Source organism: Halomonas sp. 3H, assembly GCF_024206005.1.
Taxonomy (GTDB): domain Bacteria; phylum Pseudomonadota; class Gammaproteobacteria; order Pseudomonadales; family Halomonadaceae; genus Halomonas; species Halomonas campaniensis.
The window spans coordinates 762,912-784,140 of sequence record NZ_CP100360.1 but is presented as its reverse complement, the minus strand read 5'-3'; the positions used below and the strand labels follow the sequence as shown (position 1 = coordinate 784,140).

Annotated in this window: 22 protein-coding genes; 10 read left to right on the top strand and 12 right to left on the bottom strand. The window is 69.3% G+C overall.

The window, feature by feature from the left end; genetic code table 11:
- The first annotated feature begins 32 nt into the window (after nucleotides 1-32).
- The 5 genes from pqqC (at nucleotide 33) to gfa (ending at nucleotide 5,547) form a co-directional block, all read left to right on the top strand.
- Complete coding sequence (gene pqqC / locus NFC98_RS03810) at nucleotides 33-767, top strand: pyrroloquinoline-quinone synthase PqqC (protein ID WP_254276816.1); 735 nt, start codon at nucleotides 33-35, stop codon at nucleotides 765-767.
- The gene (gene pqqD, locus NFC98_RS03805; RefSeq protein ID WP_254276815.1) at nucleotides 767-1,054 is read left to right on the top strand and encodes a pyrroloquinoline quinone biosynthesis peptide chaperone PqqD; all 288 of its coding nucleotides are present in this window, start codon (nucleotides 767-769) and stop codon (nucleotides 1,052-1,054) included. The genes pqqC and pqqD overlap by 1 nt, the downstream gene beginning before the upstream one ends.
- The gene (pqqE, locus tag NFC98_RS03800) at nucleotides 1,047-2,198 is read left to right on the top strand and encodes a pyrroloquinoline quinone biosynthesis protein PqqE (protein ID WP_254276814.1); all 1,152 of its coding nucleotides are present in this window, start codon (nucleotides 1,047-1,049) and stop codon (nucleotides 2,196-2,198) included. The genes pqqD and pqqE overlap by 8 nt, the downstream gene beginning before the upstream one ends.
- Entirely contained in the window at nucleotides 2,195-4,747 is a 2,553-nt protein-coding gene (locus tag NFC98_RS03795; protein ID WP_254276813.1) for an insulinase family protein, read from the top strand. Before pqqE ends, NFC98_RS03795 begins: the two co-directional genes overlap by 4 nt.
- 68 nt (nucleotides 4,748-4,815) lie before the next feature.
- Nucleotides 4,816-5,547: an S-(hydroxymethyl)glutathione synthase gene (gfa, locus tag NFC98_RS03790; protein WP_254276812.1), complete on the top strand. Its 732-nt coding sequence runs from the start codon at nucleotides 4,816-4,818 to the stop codon at nucleotides 5,545-5,547.
- A gap of 103 nt (nucleotides 5,548-5,650) precedes the next feature.
- Here gfa and NFC98_RS03785 read toward each other — a convergent pair whose 3' ends face one another.
- The 5 genes from NFC98_RS03785 to NFC98_RS03765 form a co-directional block, all read right to left on the bottom strand.
- Nucleotides 5,651-6,634, bottom strand: coding sequence for a branched-chain amino acid ABC transporter permease (locus tag NFC98_RS03785; RefSeq protein ID WP_254276811.1), 984 nt, complete (start codon nucleotides 6,632-6,634; stop codon nucleotides 5,651-5,653).
- 2 nt (nucleotides 6,635-6,636) lie between these two features.
- The gene (locus tag NFC98_RS03780) at nucleotides 6,637-7,524 is read right to left on the bottom strand and encodes a branched-chain amino acid ABC transporter permease (protein WP_254276810.1); all 888 of its coding nucleotides are present in this window, start codon (nucleotides 7,522-7,524) and stop codon (nucleotides 6,637-6,639) included.
- Between the two features lie 58 nt (nucleotides 7,525-7,582).
- Nucleotides 7,583-8,803 carry an ABC transporter substrate-binding protein gene (locus NFC98_RS03775; RefSeq protein WP_254276809.1) on the bottom strand — a complete coding sequence of 407 codons (1,221 nt, stop codon included), beginning with the start codon at nucleotides 8,801-8,803 and terminating at the stop codon, nucleotides 7,583-7,585.
- A gap of 71 nt (nucleotides 8,804-8,874) precedes the next feature.
- Nucleotides 8,875-9,621, bottom strand: coding sequence for an ABC transporter ATP-binding protein (locus NFC98_RS03770; RefSeq protein ID WP_254276808.1), 747 nt, complete (start codon nucleotides 9,619-9,621; stop codon nucleotides 8,875-8,877).
- On the bottom strand, nucleotides 9,618-10,391 hold the full coding sequence (locus NFC98_RS03765; RefSeq protein ID WP_183330270.1) for an ABC transporter ATP-binding protein: 774 nt from the start codon (nucleotides 10,389-10,391) through the stop codon (nucleotides 9,618-9,620). Before NFC98_RS03765 ends, NFC98_RS03770 begins: the two co-directional genes overlap by 4 nt.
- A 436-nt stretch (nucleotides 10,392-10,827) precedes the next feature.
- Here NFC98_RS03765 and NFC98_RS03760 point away from each other — a divergent pair, with 436 nt between their 5' ends.
- On the top strand, nucleotides 10,828-11,484 hold the full coding sequence (locus tag NFC98_RS03760; protein WP_254276807.1) for a hypothetical protein: 657 nt from the start codon (nucleotides 10,828-10,830) through the stop codon (nucleotides 11,482-11,484).
- A 103-nt stretch (nucleotides 11,485-11,587) separates the two neighbouring features.
- Here the strand turns inward: NFC98_RS03760 and rpoD are convergent, their stop codons facing one another.
- The gene (gene rpoD, locus NFC98_RS03755; protein WP_254276806.1) at nucleotides 11,588-13,438 is read right to left on the bottom strand and encodes an RNA polymerase sigma factor RpoD; all 1,851 of its coding nucleotides are present in this window, start codon (nucleotides 13,436-13,438) and stop codon (nucleotides 11,588-11,590) included.
- 25 nt (nucleotides 13,439-13,463) lie between these two features.
- Here rpoD and NFC98_RS03750 point away from each other — a divergent pair, with 25 nt between their 5' ends.
- Nucleotides 13,464-13,670, top strand: coding sequence for a hypothetical protein (locus NFC98_RS03750; protein ID WP_254276805.1), 207 nt, complete (start codon nucleotides 13,464-13,466; stop codon nucleotides 13,668-13,670).
- A gap of 76 nt (nucleotides 13,671-13,746) precedes the next feature.
- Here NFC98_RS03750 and dnaG read toward each other — a convergent pair whose 3' ends face one another.
- Nucleotides 13,747-15,582, bottom strand: coding sequence for a DNA primase (gene dnaG, locus NFC98_RS03745; RefSeq protein ID WP_254276804.1), 1,836 nt, complete (start codon nucleotides 15,580-15,582; stop codon nucleotides 13,747-13,749).
- 154 nt (nucleotides 15,583-15,736) lie between these two features.
- The gene (gene rpsU / locus NFC98_RS03740) at nucleotides 15,737-15,952 is read right to left on the bottom strand and encodes a 30S ribosomal protein S21 (RefSeq protein WP_016416934.1); all 216 of its coding nucleotides are present in this window, start codon (nucleotides 15,950-15,952) and stop codon (nucleotides 15,737-15,739) included.
- Nucleotides 15,953-16,217: 265 nt separating this feature from the next.
- Here rpsU and tsaD point away from each other — a divergent pair, with 265 nt between their 5' ends.
- Nucleotides 16,218-17,246, top strand: coding sequence for a tRNA (adenosine(37)-N6)-threonylcarbamoyltransferase complex transferase subunit TsaD (gene tsaD / locus NFC98_RS03735; RefSeq protein ID WP_254276803.1), 1,029 nt, complete (start codon nucleotides 16,218-16,220; stop codon nucleotides 17,244-17,246).
- On the opposite strand, the gene plsY is transcribed toward tsaD, so the two are convergent.
- Nucleotides 17,243-17,806 (bottom strand): glycerol-3-phosphate 1-O-acyltransferase PlsY, encoded by a 564-nt coding sequence (plsY, locus tag NFC98_RS03730; protein WP_254277775.1) that lies wholly within the window; start codon nucleotides 17,804-17,806, stop codon nucleotides 17,243-17,245. The genes tsaD and plsY overlap by 4 nt on opposite strands.
- 206 nt (nucleotides 17,807-18,012) lie before the next feature.
- On the opposite strand from plsY, the gene folB reads away from it, so the two are divergent.
- Together folB and folK are read left to right on the top strand one after the other, a co-directional pair.
- The gene (folB, locus tag NFC98_RS03725) at nucleotides 18,013-18,378 is read left to right on the top strand and encodes a dihydroneopterin aldolase (RefSeq protein ID WP_254276802.1); all 366 of its coding nucleotides are present in this window, start codon (nucleotides 18,013-18,015) and stop codon (nucleotides 18,376-18,378) included.
- Nucleotides 18,378-18,896: a 2-amino-4-hydroxy-6-hydroxymethyldihydropteridine diphosphokinase gene (gene folK / locus NFC98_RS03720; protein WP_254276801.1), complete on the top strand. Its 519-nt coding sequence runs from the start codon at nucleotides 18,378-18,380 to the stop codon at nucleotides 18,894-18,896. The genes folB and folK overlap by 1 nt, the downstream gene beginning before the upstream one ends.
- Here the strand turns inward: folK and NFC98_RS03715 are convergent.
- The 3 genes from NFC98_RS03715 to NFC98_RS03705 are packed head-to-tail and all read right to left on the bottom strand — an operon-like array spanning nucleotide 18,893 to nucleotide 21,222.
- Nucleotides 18,893-20,041 (bottom strand): polynucleotide adenylyltransferase, encoded by a 1,149-nt coding sequence (locus tag NFC98_RS03715; RefSeq protein WP_254276800.1) that lies wholly within the window; start codon nucleotides 20,039-20,041, stop codon nucleotides 18,893-18,895. The genes folK and NFC98_RS03715 overlap by 4 nt on opposite strands.
- Before the next feature lie 3 nt (nucleotides 20,042-20,044).
- Nucleotides 20,045-20,368, bottom strand: coding sequence for a thiosulfate sulfurtransferase GlpE (gene glpE / locus NFC98_RS03710; protein WP_254276799.1), 324 nt, complete (start codon nucleotides 20,366-20,368; stop codon nucleotides 20,045-20,047).
- Nucleotides 20,369-20,403: 35 nt separating this feature from the next.
- On the bottom strand, nucleotides 20,404-21,222 hold the full coding sequence (locus NFC98_RS03705; RefSeq protein WP_254276798.1) for a symmetrical bis(5'-nucleosyl)-tetraphosphatase: 819 nt from the start codon (nucleotides 21,220-21,222) through the stop codon (nucleotides 20,404-20,406).
- Nucleotides 21,223-21,229 lie beyond the last annotated feature (7 nt).

Here is a 21,229-nt window from a genome sequence, read left to right as displayed (position 1 = left end):
CGTCGACGTCGACGTCAGCTCAGGAAGAGGCCATGAGCCCGCCAGCCTTCCGCGAGGCCCTGATGGCCAAGGGCGCCTACTACCACATCCACCACCCCTATCAGGTCGACATGGCCGAGGGACGGGCCACCCCGGAGCAGATCCGCGGCTGGGTGGCCAACCGCTTCTACTACCAGATCAACATCCCCCAGAAGGATGCCGCCCTGCTGGCCAACTGCCCGGATACCACCTTCCGCCGCCGCTGGATCCAGCGCCTGCTCGACCATGATGGCCACGACGCCGACGGCGGTGGCATCGAGGCCTGGCTGACCCTGGGCGAGGCAGTGGGACTCTCCCGCGACGAGCTCTGGTCCCAGGAGCATGTCCTGCCGGGGGTGCGCTTCGCGGTGGATGCCTACGTCAACTTCGTGCGCCGCGCGGACTGGCGCGAGGCAGCGATCTCCTCGCTCACCGAGCTCTTTGCACCGGAGGCCCACCGCAGCCGCCTGGCCACCTGGCCGACCCACTATCCCTGGATCGACGCCGCCGGTTACGGCTACTTTCGCAAGCGGCTTACCGAAGCGCGGCGGGACGTGGAGCACGGGCTCGAGGTGGCCCTGGCCGTCTGCACCACCCGGGTAGCCCAGGAGCGTGCCCAGGAGATCCTGCAGTTCAAGCTCGACGTGCTGTGGTCGATGCTCGATGCCATGACCCTGGCCTACCAGCTCGGCCGACCGCCCTACCACACCGTCACCGACCAGAGGGTCTACCATCGGGGGGTGTCGTGATGACGACCGTGATCCGCGGGACCAGCGTCTGTCGCCTGCGACCGGGCTGGCGCCTGCAGTGGGAAGAGGCCCAGCAGCGCCATGTGCTGCTCTATCCCGAGGGCATGGTGCAGCTCAACGACACCGCCGGCGCCATCCTCGGCGAGCTCGACGGCCAGCGCGACGTGGATGCCGTGATCGGCCTCCTCGAGGCGCGCTACCCCCAGGCACCGGCAGGGGCCATCGGCCAGGACGTCCACGACTTCCTCGTCGAGGCCGCACAACAGGGCTGGATCCAGCATGACTGACCGCTCCGATACCGCCACCATCAACGCCCACAGCGGGGCGCCGCTGTGGCTGCTCGCCGAGCTCACCTATCGCTGCCCCCTGCAGTGCGCCTACTGCTCCAACCCCCTCGATTTCGCGGGCGTCAAGGAGGAGCTGACCACCGAGGAGTGGCGCAACGTCCTGGCCCAGGCCCGGCAGATGGGCGCCGTGCAGCTGGGCTTCTCCGGGGGCGAGCCCCTGGTGCGCCAGGACCTGGAGCCGCTGGTGGCCGAGGCCCGCCGGCTCGGCTTCTATACCAACCTGATCACCTCGGCCCAGGGCCTCGACGAGGCACGCATCGCCGCCCTGCGCGATGCCGGGCTCGACCATATCCAGATCAGCCTGCAGGCCTCCGACCCCGACATGGCCGCGGCGGTGGCCGGTTCCCCCAAGGCGCATGCCAGGAAGCTGGCCATGGCCCGGGCGGTGAAAGCCGCCGGCTACCCCATGGTGCTCAACGTGGTGCTGCACCGCCACAACATCGGCCAGCTCGATGCCATCATCGCCCTGTGCGACGAGCTCGGGGCCGATGCCGTGGAACTGGCCAACTGCCAGCTCTACGGCTGGGCACACCTCAATCGGGCGGGGCTGTTGCCGAGCCGCGAGCAGCTCGAGGCCGCGGAGGCGACCACCGTCCGCTGGCGGGAGCGGCTCGCCGAGAAGGGCCGTGCCATGGACCTGCTGTTCGTGGTGCCCGACTACTACAACGATCGACCCAAGGCCTGCATGGGGGGCTGGGGGTCGATCTTCATGACCGTGGCCCCGGATGGGGCCGTCCTGCCCTGCCACAGCGCCAGGTTGCTGCCGATGACCTTTCCCAGCGTCCGCGACAGGCCGCTGCGCGAGATCTGGTACGACAGCGAGGCCTTCAATCGCTATCGCGGCGATGCCTGGATGCAGGAACCCTGTCGCAGCTGCGACGAGCGCCATCGCGACGTCGGCGGCTGCCGCTGCCAGGCCTACCTGCTGACCGGCGATCCCGCCGCCACCGACCCGGTCTGCTCGCTCTCTCCTCAGCACCACCTGATCGAGGCGGCCCGCCGCGAGGCGGAGGGCGACGTCGGTGCGGTCGAGGAGCTGACGCCGCGCAACGTCCACGAGTCGCGGATCTTCTGCCGCTCATGAGCGAGGCGGTGTCGGCCGATGCCCCGGAGGCAACCCTGCTGGCAGCCGGGCTGCCCCCCGGCAGTCGCTGCGGACTTCGCCGCCTGTCCAACGGCCTGAGGGTCGTGGCGGCGGAGGTTCCCGATGCCCGGCAGCTTCGCCTGGTGGGCGCGGTGGGCGCAGGCTATCTCGATGAGCCTGCCGACTGCCGAGGGCTCGCCCACCTGCTCGAGCACGGGCTCTTCCTCGGCTCCACCCGCGCCCCCGCCGAGGGCGAGTTCGCTGCCTGGATCGGCGAGCAGGGTGGCCGCTACAACGCCCACACCGACGAGAGCGTCACCGACGTCCATCTCCACCTGCCGCCTGAGGCCGCCGACGAGGGGCTGCGCCGACTCGTCGACCTGCTCGGCCAACCGCGCCTCGACGCCGAGCGCCTCGCCCGGGAGGTCGCCGTCCTCGACGCGGAGTTCCGGGCGCGGCTGGCCGACCCGGCCCTGCATCGCCTCGCCGCCCTTGGCCGGTTCTTCCGCTCCGACCACCCTGCCCGACACTGTCATGCCGGCCACCGCGGCACCCTCGGCGGCACGCCCCGGGCGCTCGCGGCCAGGCTTACCGCCTTCCATCGTCGCCACTATCGCAGCCAACGGATGGCTCTGGCGATGCTGGGCCCGCTGCCCCTGGAGGAACAGCTCGCCCTGCTGGCGCGCCACGGCGCCCGGCTGCCCTCGGGGGGCGGCGCTCCGTCCCCCCGCGCCTGGCGCTGGCAAGCCCCCGGCGCGCTGGCCTGGTGCCCACCGACGCCACCGCCTCCCGATGGCAGCACGCTGCTGGAGCTGATCTGGCCGCTTCCCGACGCCGTCGCCCGAGCCGGGCAGCACCAGCTAGGCGCCCTGGCGGCGCGACTGGCCGATGGCCAGCTGGCGGCCCGGCTGCAGGCCACCGCCGAGCTGCAGGATCTCGCCGTCGACCTGGCCCCCGAGGGCACCGGCCCCGCCCTGGCCATGCGCCTGGCGCTGGAGGCACCGGTGCCCGACCTGGCGGCCCTGCTGGCGGTGTGCCGGCAGGCGCCGGGGCACGCCCTCGAGGAGCGGCTACCGCCACCTGCCCCGGCGCCCATCGACCTGGATGCCTGGCCGCGTCGCCGGGCGTGTCGGCTCGCCGCCGATCCCGCCTCGCCAGCCGACGCCACGCCACTGGCCCCCTGGCTTGCCGGTGACCGATGCCGCGTCCTGTGGCGATGCGCCGCGGACGCCAGCACCTGCTGGTCGACCCTGGACGAGACGGGGACCCGCTGGCGCCCTCTCGCCCTGCCCGTCTCGTCTCCCGGGTCCAGCTCGCCGAAGCACCTTCCCCCGACCCTACCTCTCTCCCCCGAGCCAGCGCCCGAACCGCCGCCGGCCGGGAGGGCCAGCCCGGGATGCCTTCGCCGCGACACCCGCCTCACGCTCTGGTGGGGCGGGCCGGACTGGCCGCTCCCCACAGGCGACGCCATCTGGTGCCTGGGCTGGGCCGCCGACCCGAGCGGCCACGAGGCGCGGCTCAGGCGCTGGCATCGACGCACCCTCGCGCTGCGCCAGGCCGCCGCCGCCCAGGGGCTCAGCCTGGACCTGGCCGCGGATGCCGATGGCGACTGGCTCATGGCCCGGGGCAATCCCCGACGGATCGTCTCCCTGGTCGCGCAGGCGCTCGCCGCCTGGTCGATGGGACCCGGCGATCATCACGCAGGCGCGCCGACGCAGGGCCTGCTCGCCAGGACCCTGCTGCAACAGCTGGAGACCGGGCCCGCCGCCGGCGAGCCCGCCCCGCGCCTGCTCGGCTGGGCCAGCGGCGAGCTCTGCCCCCGGGAAATCGTGCGGGACGCGGAGCGTTTCACCGACTTCCTTCCGGCGCCGGCCGGCCCTCCCCCGGCGGCGGCCGCCAGGGTGGAGGCGGATGGCGAGTCCTGGCTGTCCCCGCGGGGCGAGGAGCGTGCGGTGATGCTGGAGGTGAGGGGCACCGACGCCAGTCCGCGCAGCCGCTGGGTGCTCAAGCTGCTGGCCGCCTGCCACGACGCCGCCTTCCATCACGAGATGCGCCAGCGCCATGGCTTCGGCTATGTGGCGGCGGTACGCTATCGCGAGGCCGCGGGCTGGCCCAGGCTCGGCTATGTGGTGCAGTCCCCCTGGGCCAGCGTCACCGAGCTGCAGCGCGCGATCGAGGACTTCCTCGTCCGGCGCAGCGAGGCACTGGCCCGGCAGGACGTGGCCGAACTGGCGCGCCTCAAGCGTGGCATGCTGGCGCGACACGGCGCGCCCGAGACCCACCGGGAAGCCATCGAGCGCATCTGGCAGGTCCTGCGGCGACACCGCGGCCCCGACGAACCGGAGGGCTGGCTGGCCCCCTGGGAAGCGGAGCTGGGGGTGCTGGCAGGTCTCGGCGTCGACGACCTGGCCCTGCAGGCCCGCGCCCTGGCCGGCGCCGCCCTTCCCCGCCACTGGTGGTACCACGCGCCCCCCTCCCCGCCATTGCCTGACGGGAACGCACTAGTGTCGCCCGGGCATAATCCCCCCTCCCGACGCCACCTAGACTGACAGCAGTGCACGCCCCAGTTCCCTGGAGCCCATGCGATAACAACAATGGCCACGCGAGGTGAACGATCATGCTGACACGACTGAGTCTGAACGAGGAGCGCAAGCCCATGAGCCTGATGGATACCCTGAAGCGCTGGTTCGGGGGCCAGGGGTCGCCTCCCGCCGCGGGCAGCCAGCCCCGGGAAACCTCGGCGGCTCCCTCCGTCGCGGCGAGCACCCAGGCAACACCGAACGCCAGCATCCGGATTCATCCCGCGGTGGACAGCGGCCTGAAGGCCGGCAGCAAGAGCTTCCGCGGCGGCACCCTGCATTGCCACTGTGCGAACGACCGGGTCGAGGTCACGGTCACCTCCCAGTGCGCTCACAATCATGTGTGCGGCTGCACCAAGTGCTGGAAGCCGGAGGGTGCCCTCTTCTCCATGGTGGCCGTGGTTCCCCGCGACAGCCTCAGCGTCACGGCCCACGAGGAGAAACTGGAGATCGTCGACCCCTCGGCCGCCATCCAGCGGCACGCCTGCAAGGAGTGCGGCGTTCACATGTTCGGCCGCATCGAGAATACCGACCACCCCTTCCACGGACTGGACTTCATCCACACCGAGCTCTCCGATGACGCAGGCTGGGCAGCGCCGGAGTTCGCGGCCTTCGTGTCATCGATCATCGAGTCCGGCGCCAACCCGGACAACATGGACAAGGTGCGTGGCAAGCTGAAGGAGCTGAAGCTGGAACCCTATGACTGCCTATCGCCGCCCCTGATGGATGCCATCGCCATCCATACCGCCAAGGCCAAGGGCATCCTGTAACCCTCTCGTTCCGACCGGACGCAGGCCCACCCAGACACGACGAAGGCGCCCCATGGGGCGCCTTCGTCGGCTTGCCTGCCGGGATCGCAGGCGAGCCGTCCGCCTACTTGAAGTTCTTGCGGTAGGACTTGAGGATCTCGCCGACGATGCCGCTGCGGAAGCTCAGCACGCAGATCACGAAGATCACCCCGAGGATCGGCCCCACCCAGTTGCCCAGCGGCGACTGGGCCAGCAGGTGCTGCAGGCTGACCACGATGCCCGCGCCCACCACCGGACCGAACAGGGTGCCCACTCCGCCCAGCAGGGTCATCAGGATCACCTCGCCGGACATGTGCCAGTGGGCGTCGGTCAGCGAGGCCAGCTGGAACACCACCGTCTTGGTGGAGCCGGCCAGGCCCGCGAGGCCCGCGGAGAGCACGAAGGCCACCCACTTGTAGGCGTCGACGTTGTAGCCCAGCGATACCGCCCGCGGCTCGTTCTCGCGGATCGCCTTGAGCACCTGGCCGTAGGGCGAGTGCACGGCACGCTGCACGATGGCGAAGCCGAACAGGAAGATGGCGAACACGAAGTAGTACATCGCCAGGTTGCTGCGCAGGCTGATCACGCCGAACAGGTCGCCCCGCGGCACCCCGTGCAGGCCGTCCTCGCCGCCGGTGAAGGGCGACTGGACGTAGACGAAGAACACCAGCTGGGCCAGCGCCAGGGTCACCATGGCGAAGTAGATGCCCTGGCGGCGGATCGACAGGGCGCCGAACACCGCGCCCAGCGCCACGGCGGTCAGGGTCCCGGCGAGGATGCCCAGCTCCGGGGTGAGCGCCGGGTGGCTCGACAGCAGGTAGCCGGTGATGTAGCCGCCGGTGGCCAGGAAGGCGGCGTGGCCGAAGGAGAGCAGCCCCGCGTAGCCGAGCAGCAGGTTGAAGGCGCAGGCGAACAGCGCAAAGCACAGCACCTTCATCAGGAACACCGGGTAGGCCACGAAGGGGGCCACCAGGCCGATGACGATCAGCACCAGGTAGAAGACGTTGCGGCGCATGTCGGCACGGCGCTGGCGCTTCATGGACGGCGTCAGGGTCTGGGTCGCGGACATGGTCATGCCTCCTTGCCGAACAGGCCGGCGGGTCGGGTCAGCAGCACCAGGATCATCACCAGGAAGATCACGGTGTTGGCCGCCTCGGGGTAGTACACCTTGGTCAGGCCCTCGATCAGGCCCATGCCGAGCCCGGTGAGCACGGCGCCGAGGATCGAGCCCATGCCGCCGATCACCACCACGGCGAAGACCACGATCAGCAGGTTGGAGCCCATGGTGGGCGACACCGGATAGAGCGGCGCGGCCAGCACCCCGGCGAAGGCGGCCAGCGCCACGCCGAAGCCGTAGGTCAGGGTGATCAGCAGCGGCACGTTGACGCCGAAGGCCTGCATCAGCGCCGGGTTCTCGGTGCCGGCACGCAGGTAGGCGCCGAGCCGGGTGCGCTCGATCATGTACCAGGTGAAGAGGCACACCACGATGGCCGCCACCAGCACCCAGGCGCGGTAGGTGGGCAGGAACATGAAGCCCGTCTGGAAGCCGCCCTGCAGCGCCTCGGGGGTCGGGTAGCGAGCCCCGGAGACACCGAAGAAGTTGACCAGGGTTCCCTCGAAGATCAGCGCCAGGCCGAAGGTCAGCAGCAGGCCGTAGAGGTGATCCAGGTGGGCGATGCGACGCAGCAGCACGCGCTCGATCAGCATGCCGAACAGGCCGACGAAGAGTGGCGCCAGCAGCAGCGCCGCCCAGTAATTGATGCCCAGGTAGCGCATGCCCAGCAGGGTAGCGAAGGCCCCCAGCATGTACATGGCGCCGTGGGCGAAGTTGACGATCTTCAGCAGGCCGAAGATCACCGCCAGGCCCAAGCTCAGCAGGGCATAGAAGGCGCCGTTGATCAGGCCCAGCAGCAGCTGCCCCATGAACACTGCCAGGGGCACCCCGAATATCATCGTCATGTCAGGAATCTCCCGTCAGAGGGGCGGCGGCCGCAGCCGCCGCCGGGTCGTGCACGCTTCAGTTCTGGACCAGCTTGCACTGGCTCTCGGAGAGCGGACGATAGGCCTCTTCGGCGGGAATGGTGGCGAGGATCTCGTAGAGGTCCCACTCATGCTCGGAGGCGTCGGGCGACTTCACCTCGGCCAGGAACATGTCGTGGACCATGCGGCCGTCCTCGCGGACACGACCGTTGCGGGAGAAGAAGTCGTTGATTGGCTTCTCGCCCAGGGCCGCACGCACCGCCACCGGGTCGTCGGTGCCCAGCTCGGCCACGGTATCCAGGTAGTGCTTGGTGCTGGAGTAGATGCCGGCCTGGACCATGGTCGGCATGCGCCCGACGCGCTCGTAGTAGCGCTCGGCCCACTCGCGGGCCTCCTCGTCCATGTTCCAGTACCAACCGGTGGTCAGCAGCAGGCCCTGGGTGGTCTCCAGGCCCATGGCATAGACGTCATTCAGGAACACCAGCAGGCCGGCGAGCTGCTGCCCCGACTGGACCACGCCGAACTGGCTGGCGGTGTTGATGGCGTTGACGGTATCGGCGCCGGCATTGGCCAGGCCGATGATCTTGGCGCCCGAGCCCTGGGCCTGGAGGATGTAGGAGGAGAAGTCGTCGGTCGGGAACGGGTGACGCACACCACCGACGATCTCGCCGCCGTTGTCCTCGACCACCCGGGTCACGTCGCCTTCCAGGGCGTGGCCGAAGGCGTAGTCGGCGGTGAGCATGAACCAGGTGTCGCCGCCCTGGTCGACGATCGCCTTGGCGGTGCCGTTGGCCAGCGGGTAGGTGTCATAGACCCAGTGGATATGGTTCGGGGTGCAGTGCTCGTTGGTGATGCTGGAGGCGGCGGAGCCAGAGACGATGCCGAGGCCGTTGTTCTCCTCGATGACCCGGGTGGCGGCGATGCTCACCGACGAGGCCACCAGGCCAGCCACCAGGTCGACGTTGCGGGTATCGAACCACTCGCGCACGGTGTTGGCACCCACGTCGGCGCTGTTGCGGTCGTCGGCGCTGAAGATCTCGATCGGTGCGCCGTTGACGCTGCCGCCGACGTCCTCCACGGCCATGCGCAGCGCCTCGAGGCCGCCGGGGCCGGCCAGGTCACGGTAGGTGCCGGACATGTCGGCCAGGTAGCCGATACGGATCTCGCCGTCGCTCATCTCGGCCTGGGCGCCGGTGGCCATCAGGGTGGCCGCGGCCAGGGCGATGCTGCTGGTGAGAGTCTTCTTGATGAAGGTCATGTGGGTCTCCTCGCCCCGAAGCGGGGCTCTTGTTGTTGTTGCCGGTAGTGAATCTGCGTGACCGAGCCGGCTCAGACGCCGAGCAGGGTGTGCAGGTGCTCGCGCTTGCTCGGCAGCTCGGCCGCCGAGATCTCCTCGACGATGAGGCCGTGGTCCATCACGAAGTGGCGGTCGGCCAGCGGCGCGGCGAAGCGGAAGTTCTGCTCCACCAGCACGATGGTCATCCCCCGTTCCTTGAGCTTGACCAGCACCTGGCCAAGCGTCTGGACGATGACCGGCGCCAGCCCCTCGGTGATCTCGTCGAGCAGCAGCAGCCGCGCCCCGGTGCGCAGGATCCGCGCCATGGCCAGCATCTGCTGCTCGCCCCCGGAAAGCCGCGTGCCCTGACTGCGGCGCCGCTCGTAGAGGTTGGGAAACATCTCGTAGATCTCGTCGATCGACATCCCGCCGGAGCGCACCGTGGGTGGCAGCAGCAGGTTCTCCTCGACGTCGAGGCTGGCGAAGATCCCGCGCTCCTCGGGGCAGTAGCCGATCCCCAGCCGCGGGATGCGGTGCGCCTTCATGTCGAGGGTCTCGGTGCCGTTGATCATGATCGAGCCGGTACGCCGGCCGACCATGTTCATGATCGCCTTGAGGGTGGTGCTGCGCCCGGCGCCGTTGCGCCCCAGCAGCGTCACCAGCTCCCCGCGCTTCACGTCGAAGTCGACGCCGTGGAGGATGTGCGACTCGCCGTAGAAGGCGTGCAGGTCGCGCACGCGCAGCATCTCGGCGCCGTCGCGGTCCTGGTACTCCATCAGGCTCTCGGCTGGCTGGTTCATGCGCTGGCCTCCTCTTCCGCCGCTTCGCTGCCCATGTAGGCCTCCTTGACCCGCGGGTCGGCGGAGACCGTGGCGTAGTCGCCCTCGGCCAACACCGCACCGCGCGCCAGCACGGTGATGCGGTCGCACAGCCGGCTCACCACGCTGAGGTTGTGCTCCACCATCAGCACGGTGCGCCCGCGGGCGACCCGGCGGATCAGCTCGACGATGCGGTCGACGTCCTCGGCGCCCATGCCCTGGGTCGGCTCGTCGAGCAGCATCATGGTGGGGTCCATGGCCAGGGTAGTGGCCACCTCCAGCGCCCGCTTGCGCCCGTAGGGCATCTCCACGGTGAGCACGTCGGCATACTCGCGCAGGCCCACCTCCTCGAGCAGCTCGATGGCGCGGTCGTTGAGGTGGTCGAGGGTGCGTTCGGACTTCCAGAAGTGGAAGGAGGTGCCCATGGGCCGCTGCAGGGCCACGCGCACGTTCTCCATGGCGGTCATGTGGCCGAACACCGCGGAGATCTGGAAGGAGCGCACCAGGCCCAGGCGGGCGATCTCGTTGGCCTTCATGCCGGTGATCGGCTTGCCGCGGTAGAGGATCTCACCGCGGGTGGGCGGCAGGAACTTGGTGAGCAGGTTGAAGACCGTGGTCTTGCCTGCCCCGTTGGGGCCGATCAGGGCGTGGATATGCCCCTCCTGGACCTGCAGGTTGACATCGTCCACGGCGGTGAAGCCGCGGAATTCCTTGGTCAACCCCCGAGTCTCGAGGATGAACTCCTGGGTCATGTGACGTCCTCTCGGGATCACCATCGGGCGATCCGCCGTTGATGCTGTTGTCGTTGTTGTGTGCCGTTGTCGTTGTTCTGGCCATTCCGGCATCGGTAGCGGCAGGGGCGGCGCTGCGGTGCAGGGCGACTCTCAGCACTTTACGTTAACGTAAGCTAGAGGACTCGGCGGCAGTCGGCAATAGGCGTGAGGGTCGAACTCGACCAATGGTGTAGACCCCGAGTTTTCAGTAGTTTGCAAACAAAATCGACCTGCCGAGGCGGGGCTTCCCACCCCGGCGCCCCATCGAATTGATGTGCAAGGCTTTTGACCGAAACACAGCGGGACAGGCAGGACCGATCCAGCACGCCACCGGGGGTCGGCGGATGGGCAAGGCGTGGGCATGACGGTACAATGACATACGCTACTGAATGTCTCCATTGGAATCGCCGCCCCCATGTCCGCACTCCCCCCACACGGCCACCCCTGGCCGATCAGCTTTCGCGCCACCTGCATCCGCGCCACACTCTATATCCTGTTCATCGCCGCCCTGGCCCAGGGCGTCTACGTCGAGGCGCTGCACTTCCCCGAGGTACGCTTCTCGGAGTCCGGCTTCACCGAGCTGACCCAGAGCCTGTTACTGCTCACGGCCTCGCTGCTGCTGCTGTATACCCGCCAGGTGCTGAAGGTGCTGCCCACGGTGACCCTGCTGATGTTTGCCTTCACCTTCAGCTCCTTCATCCGCGAGCAGGATGCCCATCTGGACACCTACGTCTTCGACGGAGCCTGGCAGCTGCTGGTGGCACTGATCATCCTGCCGATACTCTTCCGGGTGATCCGTGAGCGCCAGCGATTTGTGGAGGAGTTCGCCAGCTACGCCAACAGCCTCTCCTTCGGCCTGTTCGCCGCCGGCTTCCTGACCACCTACGTCTTCTCGCGCCTCTACGGCCGCAGCGCCTTCTGGGAGGCGATCCTTCAGGAACACTACCTGCGCACCTTCAAGGATGCCGCCGAGGAGGTGGTGGAGCTGCTGGGCTATGCGCTGATCCTGATCGCGGTGATCGAGCTGACCCTGCTGGCCCGCCGCTGGGCCCGGGCGCGCAGCGCCGGCTGATCCAGCACCGCTCCCCCGGACAGCAAGAAGCCCCGCAGGCACTGCCTGCGGGGCTTCTTTCCATCAAGGCCAGGGCCAATGGCCCTGCCCCGGCTTCCCGTCACTACTCGTCGAGGAAGGAGCGCAGCGGCTCGGAGCGGCTGGGGTGGCGCAGCTTGCGCAGCGCCTTCGCCTCGATCTGGCGGATCCGCTCGCGGGTGACGTCGAACTGCTTGCCGACCTCCTCGAGGGTGTGGTCGGTGTTCATGTCGATGCCAAAGCGCATGCGCAGCACCTTGGCCTCGCGGGCGGTCAGCCCGCCGAGCACGTTGCGGGTTGCCTCGATCAGGCCCTCGCCGGTGGCCGAGTCGAGGGGCAGGATCATGGTGCCGTCCTCGATGAAGTCGCCCAGGTGCGAGTCGTCATCGTCACCGATGGGCGTCTCCATGGAGATCGGCTCCTTGGCGATCTTGAGCACCTTGCGCACCTTGTCTTCCGGCATCTCGAGCCGCTCGCCGAGCTCTTCGGGGGTGGGCTCGCGGCCCATCTCCTGGAGCATCTGCCGGGAGACCCGGTTGAGCTTGTTGATGGTCTCGATCATGTGCACCGGGATGCGGATGGTGCGGGCCTGGTCGGCGATGGAGCGGGTGATCGCCTGGCGGATCCACCAGGTGGCGTAGGTGGAGAACTTGTAGCCGCGACGGTATTCGAACTTGTCCACCGCCTTCATCAGGCCGATGTTGCCCTCCTGGATCAGATCCAGGAACTGCAGCCCGCGGTTGGTGTACTTCTTGGCGATGGAGATCACCAGGCGCAGGTTGGCCTCGACCATCTCCTTCTTGGCCCGGCGCGCCTTGGCCTCGCCGATGGAGAGGCGGCGGTTGACCTCCTTGATCTCGGTGACCGGCAGGCGAACCATCTCCTCCTCGAAGGCAATCTTGCGCTGGGCACGGGCGATGTCGGCGCGCAGCGGCTCGAGGCGGTCGGCATACTTGGGATGCTCGGCGGCGAAGCGGGCCAGCCACTCGGGGTCGGACTCGCTGCCCGGGAAGGCCTTGATGAAGGTCTTGCGCGGGATGCGCGCCTTCTTGACGCACAGCTGCATCACCGCCTTTTCCTGGGCCCGCACCTGCTCGACGCTGATGCGCACCTGGTTGACCAGGCGCTCGAAGTGCTTGGGCACGAGCTTGATCGGCGAGAACAGCTCGGCCAGGCGCGCCAGCTCGTCCTGGGCCTCCCGGGAGTGGCGACCGTGGGCAGCGATAGCGGCCTGGGCCGTGGCATTCTGCTCGCGGATCTGCTCGAAGCGCGCACGGGCCTCTTCCGGATCCGGACCACCCTCGTTGCTGGTGGAGTCGTCCTCTTCCTCGTCGTCGGAGCCGTCGCCGTCCTCGTCGAGGTCATCGCTGACCTCGGGCTCGGGCACCTCGGCCTCGGCCACGCCCGGAATGCCCTCGTCGGGGTCGATGAAGCCGGAGAAGAGGTCGGAGAGGCGACCGGGCGCCTCCTCATCCTGGGTGGTGTCGTAGGCATCGAGGATCGACTCGACCGCACCGGGCAGGTAGGCGAGCGCGGACATCACCTCCCGGGTGCCCTCCTCGATCCGCTTGGCGATCTCGATCTCGCCCTCGCGGGTCAGCAGTTCCACCGTGCCCATCTCACGCATGTACATGCGCACCGGGTCGGTGGTGCGACCCACGTCGCTCTCCACCGCCGCCAGGGCCGCCACGGCTTCCTCGGCGGCAGACTCGTCCGTGGAGTGATCCGACATCATCAGGGTGTCTTCATCGGGGGCCTCCTCGACGACACTGATACCCATGTCGTTGATCATGCCGATGATGTCTTCCACCTGATCGGGGTCGGCGATATCCTCGGGTAGATGGTCGTTGACCTCGGCATAGGTCAGGTAGCCCTGTTCCTTGCCGCGCGCGATCAACTCCTTCAGACGTGACTGCTGCTGCGCATTTCCAGCCATAGAAACCCTATCTCGACGAAGAAGAATGAAGCACCTGAAGCGCTGGGTGGAGAAAACTCGTGAAGCCGAACAGTATAGCGGCAGAAAGCACCTTTCTGCCAGTTCGATCTATTTGCGCGGTCACTCAGGTGTGTTAGGTTGTCAGGTTACGCCGGTGCCGGGCGATTCCTCCTATATGGTGATGGTAGGAGAAAAATCAACCTCGGTGCCAACGCGGATGGTGCATTTTTGACCTTCCGGTCAGCCGTGCAGTTCGGTGAGCAGGGCCATCAGCCGCTGCTTCTCCTCCCGCGACAGCCGCTCCGCTACTAGGCCTGGGCCAGCAGTTGCATCAACCGCTGCCTCTCCTCATCCGTGAGACGTTCCCCCTGCTGCTGCCTTTCCAGCAGAGCATCGATTTCCTGCTGGCGAGTCGGCTTGAGCTTGTGGCGTTGAAAATACCGGACCCAGTTATCCAACTCTTCAGCCCTGAACGGCTTGGAAACCAGCGGCTCTTGCCGCGCCAGCGCCGCCAGCCGCTCCCCCTCCGGACTGCCGTGGAAGTGCGCCAGCAGCACCTGGGCGCTGCGATAGCGTCCGGCCCGCAGCAGGCGGACCACCTCGCGGCAGAGCCGCCCGTCGGGATCCTCCTCCGGGCACCACGCCTCCTCCTCCGGCAGCCGTTCCACCAGCGACGGCTCGTGGACCAGCAGCTGCAGGGCCCGCGCCACCGGGCTCAGCGAGCCAGGCCCCTGCCCAGCCGGCGAGCCGGACCGCTCCCCGCGAGGCGGGGGCATCTCCCGGTCCGGCATACCGTCGACACCGTTCGCCACGAGCGCCGGCTCGGCGGGCGACGGTGCCGACCGCGCCATCAGCGCGGCGAAGCTTGACTGGTCGACGCCGGTGCGACGCGAGAGTTCACTGAGCATCAGCGATTTCAGTACGCCTTCCGGCAGCTTTCCGAGCGCGGCCAGCACCTGGCTGGCGTAGCGCTCGCGATCCTCGACCCTGGCCAGGTCGCGCCCTGCCGCCGCCTGGTCGAAGAGGAACTCCGACAGCGGGCTGGCGCAGGTGATCCGGTCCTCGAAGGCCTCGGGCCCCTCGCGGCGCACCAGGGTGTCCGGGTCCTCGCCCTCGGGCAGGAACAGGAAGCGCGCCTGGCGCCCGTCGATCATCAGCGGCAGCACCGTCTCCAGGGCCCTGGTGGCCGCCTGACGGCCGGCACGGTCGCCGTCGAAGCAGAACACCACCTCGCTGACCAGGCGGAACAGCCGGGTCAGGTGCTCCTCGCTGGTGGAAGTGCCCAGGGTGGCCACGGCGTTGCGGATGCCGAACTGCGCCAGCGCCACCACGTCCATGTAGCCCTCGACAATCACCAGTCGCTCGAGGCGGTGGTCCGCCTGGCGCGCCTCGTAGAGGCCGTAGAGCTCGCGCCCCTTGTGAAACACCGGGGTCTCCGGCGAGTTGAGGTACTTGGGCTTGGCATCGCCCAGCACCCGGCCACCGAAGGCGATGGTACGCCCCTTGATGTCGCGGATCGGAAACATCACCCGGTCGCGGAAGCGATCGTAGGTGCGCCCGCTCTCCTCGCGGTGCACCAGCAGCCCATACTCCACCTGAACCGCCTCGCCGATGCCGCGCTCGCCGAGGTGGCGCTTGAGCGCCTCCCACTCGCCCGGGGCGTAGCCAATGCCGAACACCTGCTGCACCTCGGGGGAGAGGCCGCGACGCGCCAGGTACTCCCGGGCCCCCTCGCCTTCCGGCATCTTCAACCGCTCGCGGAAGAAGGCGGCCGACAGCTCGAGCAGGTTGACGCCCTCCTTGCGCTTGCGCTCGCGGGCCTGGGCCCGCGGGTCGTCGGCGCCCTCCCGGGGCACCTCCAGGCCCAGCCGACCGGCCAGCTGCTCGACGGCCTCGGGGAAGCGCAGCTTGTCGTACTCCATCAGGAAGCGCAGGGCATTGCCGTGGGCGCCACAGCCGAAGCAGTGATAGAACTGCTTGTCGGCGCTGACGGTGAACGACGGCGTCTTCTCCTGGTGGAACGGGCAGAGGCCGGAATAGTTGCGTCCGGCCTTCTTCAGCTTGACCCGCTCGCCCACCACCTCGACCACGTCGACGCGGGCAAGCAGGTCATCGATGAAGCGCTGGGGTATCGGTCCGGCCATGTCGCGGGATCACCTCACGGAAGCGATGCGACGTCTGGGCCGACGGCGCGGGGCACCGCCGGCCCGGAAAAAACAAGCGGCCACCGGATGGCGGCCGCTTGGCGTCCCTCTTGAGACCGCCCGGGCCCGAGGCCCCGGCCGTCTCCAGTACGGATCAATAGAGCCGTTCGAAACGCTTGCGCTCGCGCTGAAGCTTCTTGGCGTGGCGCTTGACGGCAGCGGCCGCCTTGCGCTTGCGCTCTGCGGTCGGCTTCTCGTAGTGCTCGCGACGACGCACTTCGGAGAGAACACCGGCTTTTTCACAGGAACGCTTGAAGCGACGCAGCGCGACGTCAAACGGCTCGTTATCACGTACTTTGACAGAAGGCATTAAGCACTCACCTACCTTAGGTAACTAGAGTTCGGTTAGTACGCACACCCCTGCGGGTGGCAGCTGCCGCGACAACGACCGACGGCCCGTATCTCGTCTGGCGAGCAGGGCGAGTCGGTGTCATGCGGATAATCGCCACCTGGGTGCACGACCCAGTCTTGCAGCGCACAGTAGTCTAGTCGCGCCCCGGGGCCTTTGCAAATGCTTTCCACCTCCGAACCACGTAGAATGCCGGCTGACTTCCGCACGCTGACGAGCCGACACCATGCGCGTACTGGGCATCGAGACCTCCTGCGACGAGACCGGCGTCGCCCTCTTCGACAGCGAGCGCGGCCTCGTGGCCGATGCGCTCTACAGCCAGATTGCCATGCATGCCGAATACGGCGGCGTGGTACCGGAACTGGCCTCCCGCGACCATACCCGCCGGCTGCTGCCGCTGATCCAGCAGGTACTCGACGAGGCGGGCCTGGCCCGCACCGACCTCGACGCCATCGCCTACACCGCCGGCCCCGGCCTGGTGGGGGCCCTGATGGTGGGCGCGGCCACGGCCCACGGCATGGCCCGCGCCCTGGGGATCCCGGTGCTCGGGGTGCACCACATGGAGGGCCACCTGCTGGCCCCCATGCTGGAGGAGAACCCGCCGGCCTTTCCCTTCGTGGCCCTGCTGGTGTCGGGCGGCCATACCCAGCTGGTCGAGGTTCGCGGACTCGGCCGGTACACCCTGCTCGGCGAGTCCGTGGACGATGCCGCCGGGGAAGCCTTCGACAAGGCGGCCAAGATGCTCGGCCTGGACTACCCCGGCGGCCCCCAGGTGGCGAAGCTGGCCGAGGGCGGCGACCCGCAGCGCTTCCGCTTCCCGCGTCCGATGACCGACCGCCCGGGGCTGGACTTCAGCTTCTCGGGCCTCAAGACCCACACCCTCACCGCCATCCGGGCCCTGGAGGCGGAGGGCGCACTGGACGAGACGGCCCGGGCCGACGTGGCCCGCGCCTTCGAGGAAGCGGTGGTGGACACCCTGGTGATCAAGTGCCGCCGCGCCCTGGACCAGACCGGGCTCAAGCGCCTGGTGGTGGCCGGCGGGGTCAGCGCCAACACGCGGCTGCGCGAGCGACTGGAGCGGGAGTGCGAGAAGCGCGACGCCCGGGCCTACTACCCCCGCGGACGCTTCTGCACCGACAATGGCGCCATGATCGCCTATGTGGGCGCGCAACGCCTGCTGGCCGGCGAGCGTGACGAGATCGGCGTGATGAAGGCGGTGCCGCGCTGGCCGATGGATACGCTGCAGACACCCTAGAGCCCCGGCTCGTCGCCGCGGCCGAGGCGCTGGATGTTGAGCACGTGACGCACCAGCACCAGCAGGGTGAAGCCGATCACCACGATGACATAGTCCGGCGCCAGCCATAGGCTGGCCAGGGGAGCGGCGGCGGCGCTGGCCAGGGAGGCGATAGCGGCGGTGCGCATGCGCCAGGCGAGCAGCACCCAGAGGGTAGCGCACACCAGCGCCACACCGGGGGTCAGCACCAGCATCACGCCGAAGGCGCTGGCCACCGCCTTGCCGCCCCGGAAACGGTGCCAGACCGGGTAGCTGTGGCCCAGCAGCACGGCCAGGCCGACCAGCCCCTGGGCCCAGGGCGGCAGCCCCAGCAGCATGGCCAGGCCGAGCACCGGCATGCCCTTGGCGGCATCGACCAGCAGGGTGGCCAGCGCCAGGCGCCGGCCGTGAAGCCGCAGCACGTTGGAGAAGCCGGGGTTGCAGGAGCCGGCCAGGCGGGGATCCCCCACCCCGGCCAGGCGGCAGACCGTCAGCGCACCCAGCCAGCTGCCACTGAGATAGCCCAGCGCCATCAGCGGCAGGATCAGGTCGAGTGGCGCCTCCACGGCCGGCCCTCCGGTGATCGGGAAGAGGTCATTCTGCCAGCCGCCACGGGGGGCTGCCCAGCCATGGCGCGATCCGACACGGTGTCCCCCGCCGCACGCCTCGCGTACAATCGGCGCCAACTGGCCCGGCGCGGCGCACCGCCCGGAAGACCATGCCCACTCTCATGCCCGGAACCATCCCCATGGATCTAGTGCTGATCGAGGCCCTCGGCGTCGACACCGTGATTGGCGTCTACGACTGGGAGCGCACCATCACCCAGCGCCTGGTGCTCGACCTGGAACTCGCGACCGACATTCGCCCCGCGGCGGCCGACGACGACATCGCCCTGACACTGGACTACGCCGCCATCAGCGAGCACATTGCCGACTTCGCCGCCCGCCATGACTTCGCCCTGGTGGAGACCTTTGCCGAACGCCTCGCCGACACCCTGCGCCAGGCGTTCAGCATCGCCTGGCTGCGGCTGACCGTGCGCAAGCCCGGCGCCGTGTCCGCGGCAGCGGCGGTGGGGGTGCGTATCGAGCGCGGCACGCGACCGGGGGCGACCTGATGGCGCGGGTGACGGTCAGCATCGGCAGCAATATCGAACGCGAGCATCACGTGCGGGCCTGCCTCGACGCCCTGGCGGCCGCCTTCGGCGAGTTGGCGATCTCGCGGGTGTTCGAGAGCGAGCCGGTGGGCTTCGAGGACGGGCGCAACTTCTACAACCTGGTGGTGGCGTTCGACAGCGACTGGCCGGTGGGGGAACTGCAGGCCTGGTGCAAGCGGCTCGAATACGCCAACGGCCGCCGCCAGGGAAGCCCCAAGTTCAGCCCCCGCACCCTGGACATCGACCTGCTCACCGTGGGCGAGTTGACCGGTGACCAGGACGGCGTCGAGCTGCCGCGGGACGAGATCCTCCACCACGCCTTCGTGCTCCAGCCCCTGGCGGAGCTGCTGCCCGAGGCGCGCCACCCCCTGAGCGGCAGGACCTATCGCGACCACTGGGCGGCGTTCGATGACGTCGACCAGCAGCTCTGGGCGGTGGACTTCCACTGGGCCGGCCGTCAGGTCTCCCGCGCCGGCTAGTCTCCCTGAAGGGCAGCATCGATGGCCGCCCGGCGGCGCCGGGCGAGCTCGTCGCCCAGCGCCCGTCCCTGGAACCCCTCCTCCACCAGCGCCTTGGGCAGCACCTGGGCCGCCAGCCGCCAGGCCAGCGCCAGGTCCTCGGCCAGCGCCGGCGCATCCAGGCTGACCAGGCTGACCAGCGGGGCGACGCGCTCGCCGCGGCGCCAGGCATCGATGGCGTCCAGCCAGGCCAGCACCCGCGCTCCGTCCGGCGCCTGCGCCTCGGCCTCCTCGCGCAGGGCCCGGGTCAGGGCCGCCTGGCGAGCCAGGGCGGCGTGGGCCTTGGGCAGCCGCAGCCGCTCGGCCAGGGCGCTTCGCGCCGACTCGTCCAAGTGCTCGACCAGCCGCGCCCAGCGCCAGCGCACCGTGGCCGAGGCATCGATCTCCTCCGGCAGCCGGTGCAGCCGGGCCAGCGCCTCGTCGAGGGCCTCGCGATCGGCAACCAGTTCCGGCATCAGCACCGCCAGGGCCCCGCACTCGTCCAGCGCCTGGAAGTAGACCTCGGGCCAGGGCTCCGAGAGCGCCTTCTCGGTCTCGGTCCAGACCCGTTCGGCCACCAGGTGGGTGAGCTCGCCGCTGGCGGCGAGTTCGGCCATCAGGGCCCGGGTCTCCTCGGCGATGGTGAAGCCGAGCCCGGCATAGCGGGCCAGGAAGCGAGCGGTCCGCAGCACCCGCAGCGGATCCTCGACGAAGGCCGGCGAGACGTGACGAAGCCGCCGGGACGCCAGGTCGGCCAGGCCGCCATAGGGATCGATCAGCTCCCCCTCGGGGGTCTCGGCCATCGCGTTGAGGGTCAGGTCCCGGCGCGCCAGGTCCTCCTCCAGGGTCACCTCGGGGCTGGCGTGCACCTCGAAGCCGGTATAGCCGTGGCCGGCCTTGCGCTCGGTACGCGCCAGGGCGTACTCCTCATGGCTGTCGGGGTGCAGGAAGACCGGGAAGTCGCGCCCCACCGGCCGGAAGCCGCGTCGGCGCATCTCCTCGGGCGTGGCCCCCACCACCACCCAGTCATGGTCGTAGACCGGCCAGCCGAGCCGCGCATCGCGTACCGCCCCGCCCACGCAGTAGACCTCGAGCCCCTCCACGACCGGATCCGGTGGCGAGCCCATCGCTCAGCGCTCCACCCGGTCGGGGTGACGCAGCTGCCACTCGGTAAAGCCGCCATCGAGGCTGTAGACCTCGGCGAGGCCCTGCCCCGCGAGCCAGGCGGCGGCCTGCTGGCTGGAGTGGCCGTGGTAGCAGACCACCACCACCGGCCGCTCGGCCGGCATCTCGTCGAGGAAGGCGCCGACGCTGTCGTTGTCCAGTCGCCGGCTGGCGGGAATATGGCCCTGGGCGAAGCTCATGGGGTCGCGGATATCGACCAGGGCCAGGGCGCGACCGTCGTCGAGCCAGGCCTGCAGGGTCGGGATATCGAGGTGGCGGAAGGTCGTCATGGGAATCTCGTCATCGGGGGATGGTCGGGCATCGCTCAGCGCCGGCGGCTGGGCACGCTTGCACGCTCACCGCTCTGCAGGTCCAGGGCCGTCAGGCGACTCCCCCACACGCAGCCGGTGTCCAGCGCCTCGGCGCGGACCCTACGCCTCGGGGTCTCGCCCTGCAGGGCCGCCCAGTGGCCGAAGAGCAGCCAGGGGTCATCGGCACGCGGATACTGGAACCAGGGGGCGAAGCCCGGTGGCGCGCTGTCGAGCCCCTCCTTGGCGGCAAAGTCCAGGCAGCCGTCGGCATCGATGAAGCGCATCCGGGTCAGGACGTTGACGATCGCGCGCAGCCGGTCGATGCCGTCCAGGTCGTCTCGCCAGCATGACGGCGCGTTGCCGTACATGCGTTCGAGGAAGGTCCCCGAGCGCTCGCTGCCCAGTACCGCCTCGAGCTCGGCGGCAAGCCCCGCGGCCTGGGCCAGCGTCCACTGCGGCAGCAGGCCCGCGTGGGTCATGACCACCTCCTGGCCTCGGCTCTCATGGACCAGCAGCGGGCGGGACTGCAGCCAGTCCAGCAGTGCCTCGCGGTCCGGCGCGGTCAGTATGGCGTCCAGGGTATCCTTGCGGTTGAGGCGGGCGCCGCCTCGGGCCACCGCCAGCAGGTGCAGGTCATGGTTGCCGAGCACCGTGGTGGCGGCATCGCCCAGCGCCATCACCTCGCGCAGGCAGGCAAGCGAGGCCGGGCCGCGGTTGACCAGATCGCCGGCCAGCCACAGCCGGTCTCGCCGGGGGTCGAAGTCGAGGGCCTCCAGGAGGGCAACGAACTCGGCATGGCAGCCCTGGAGGTCGCCGATGGCATAGGTGGTCATCAAGGCT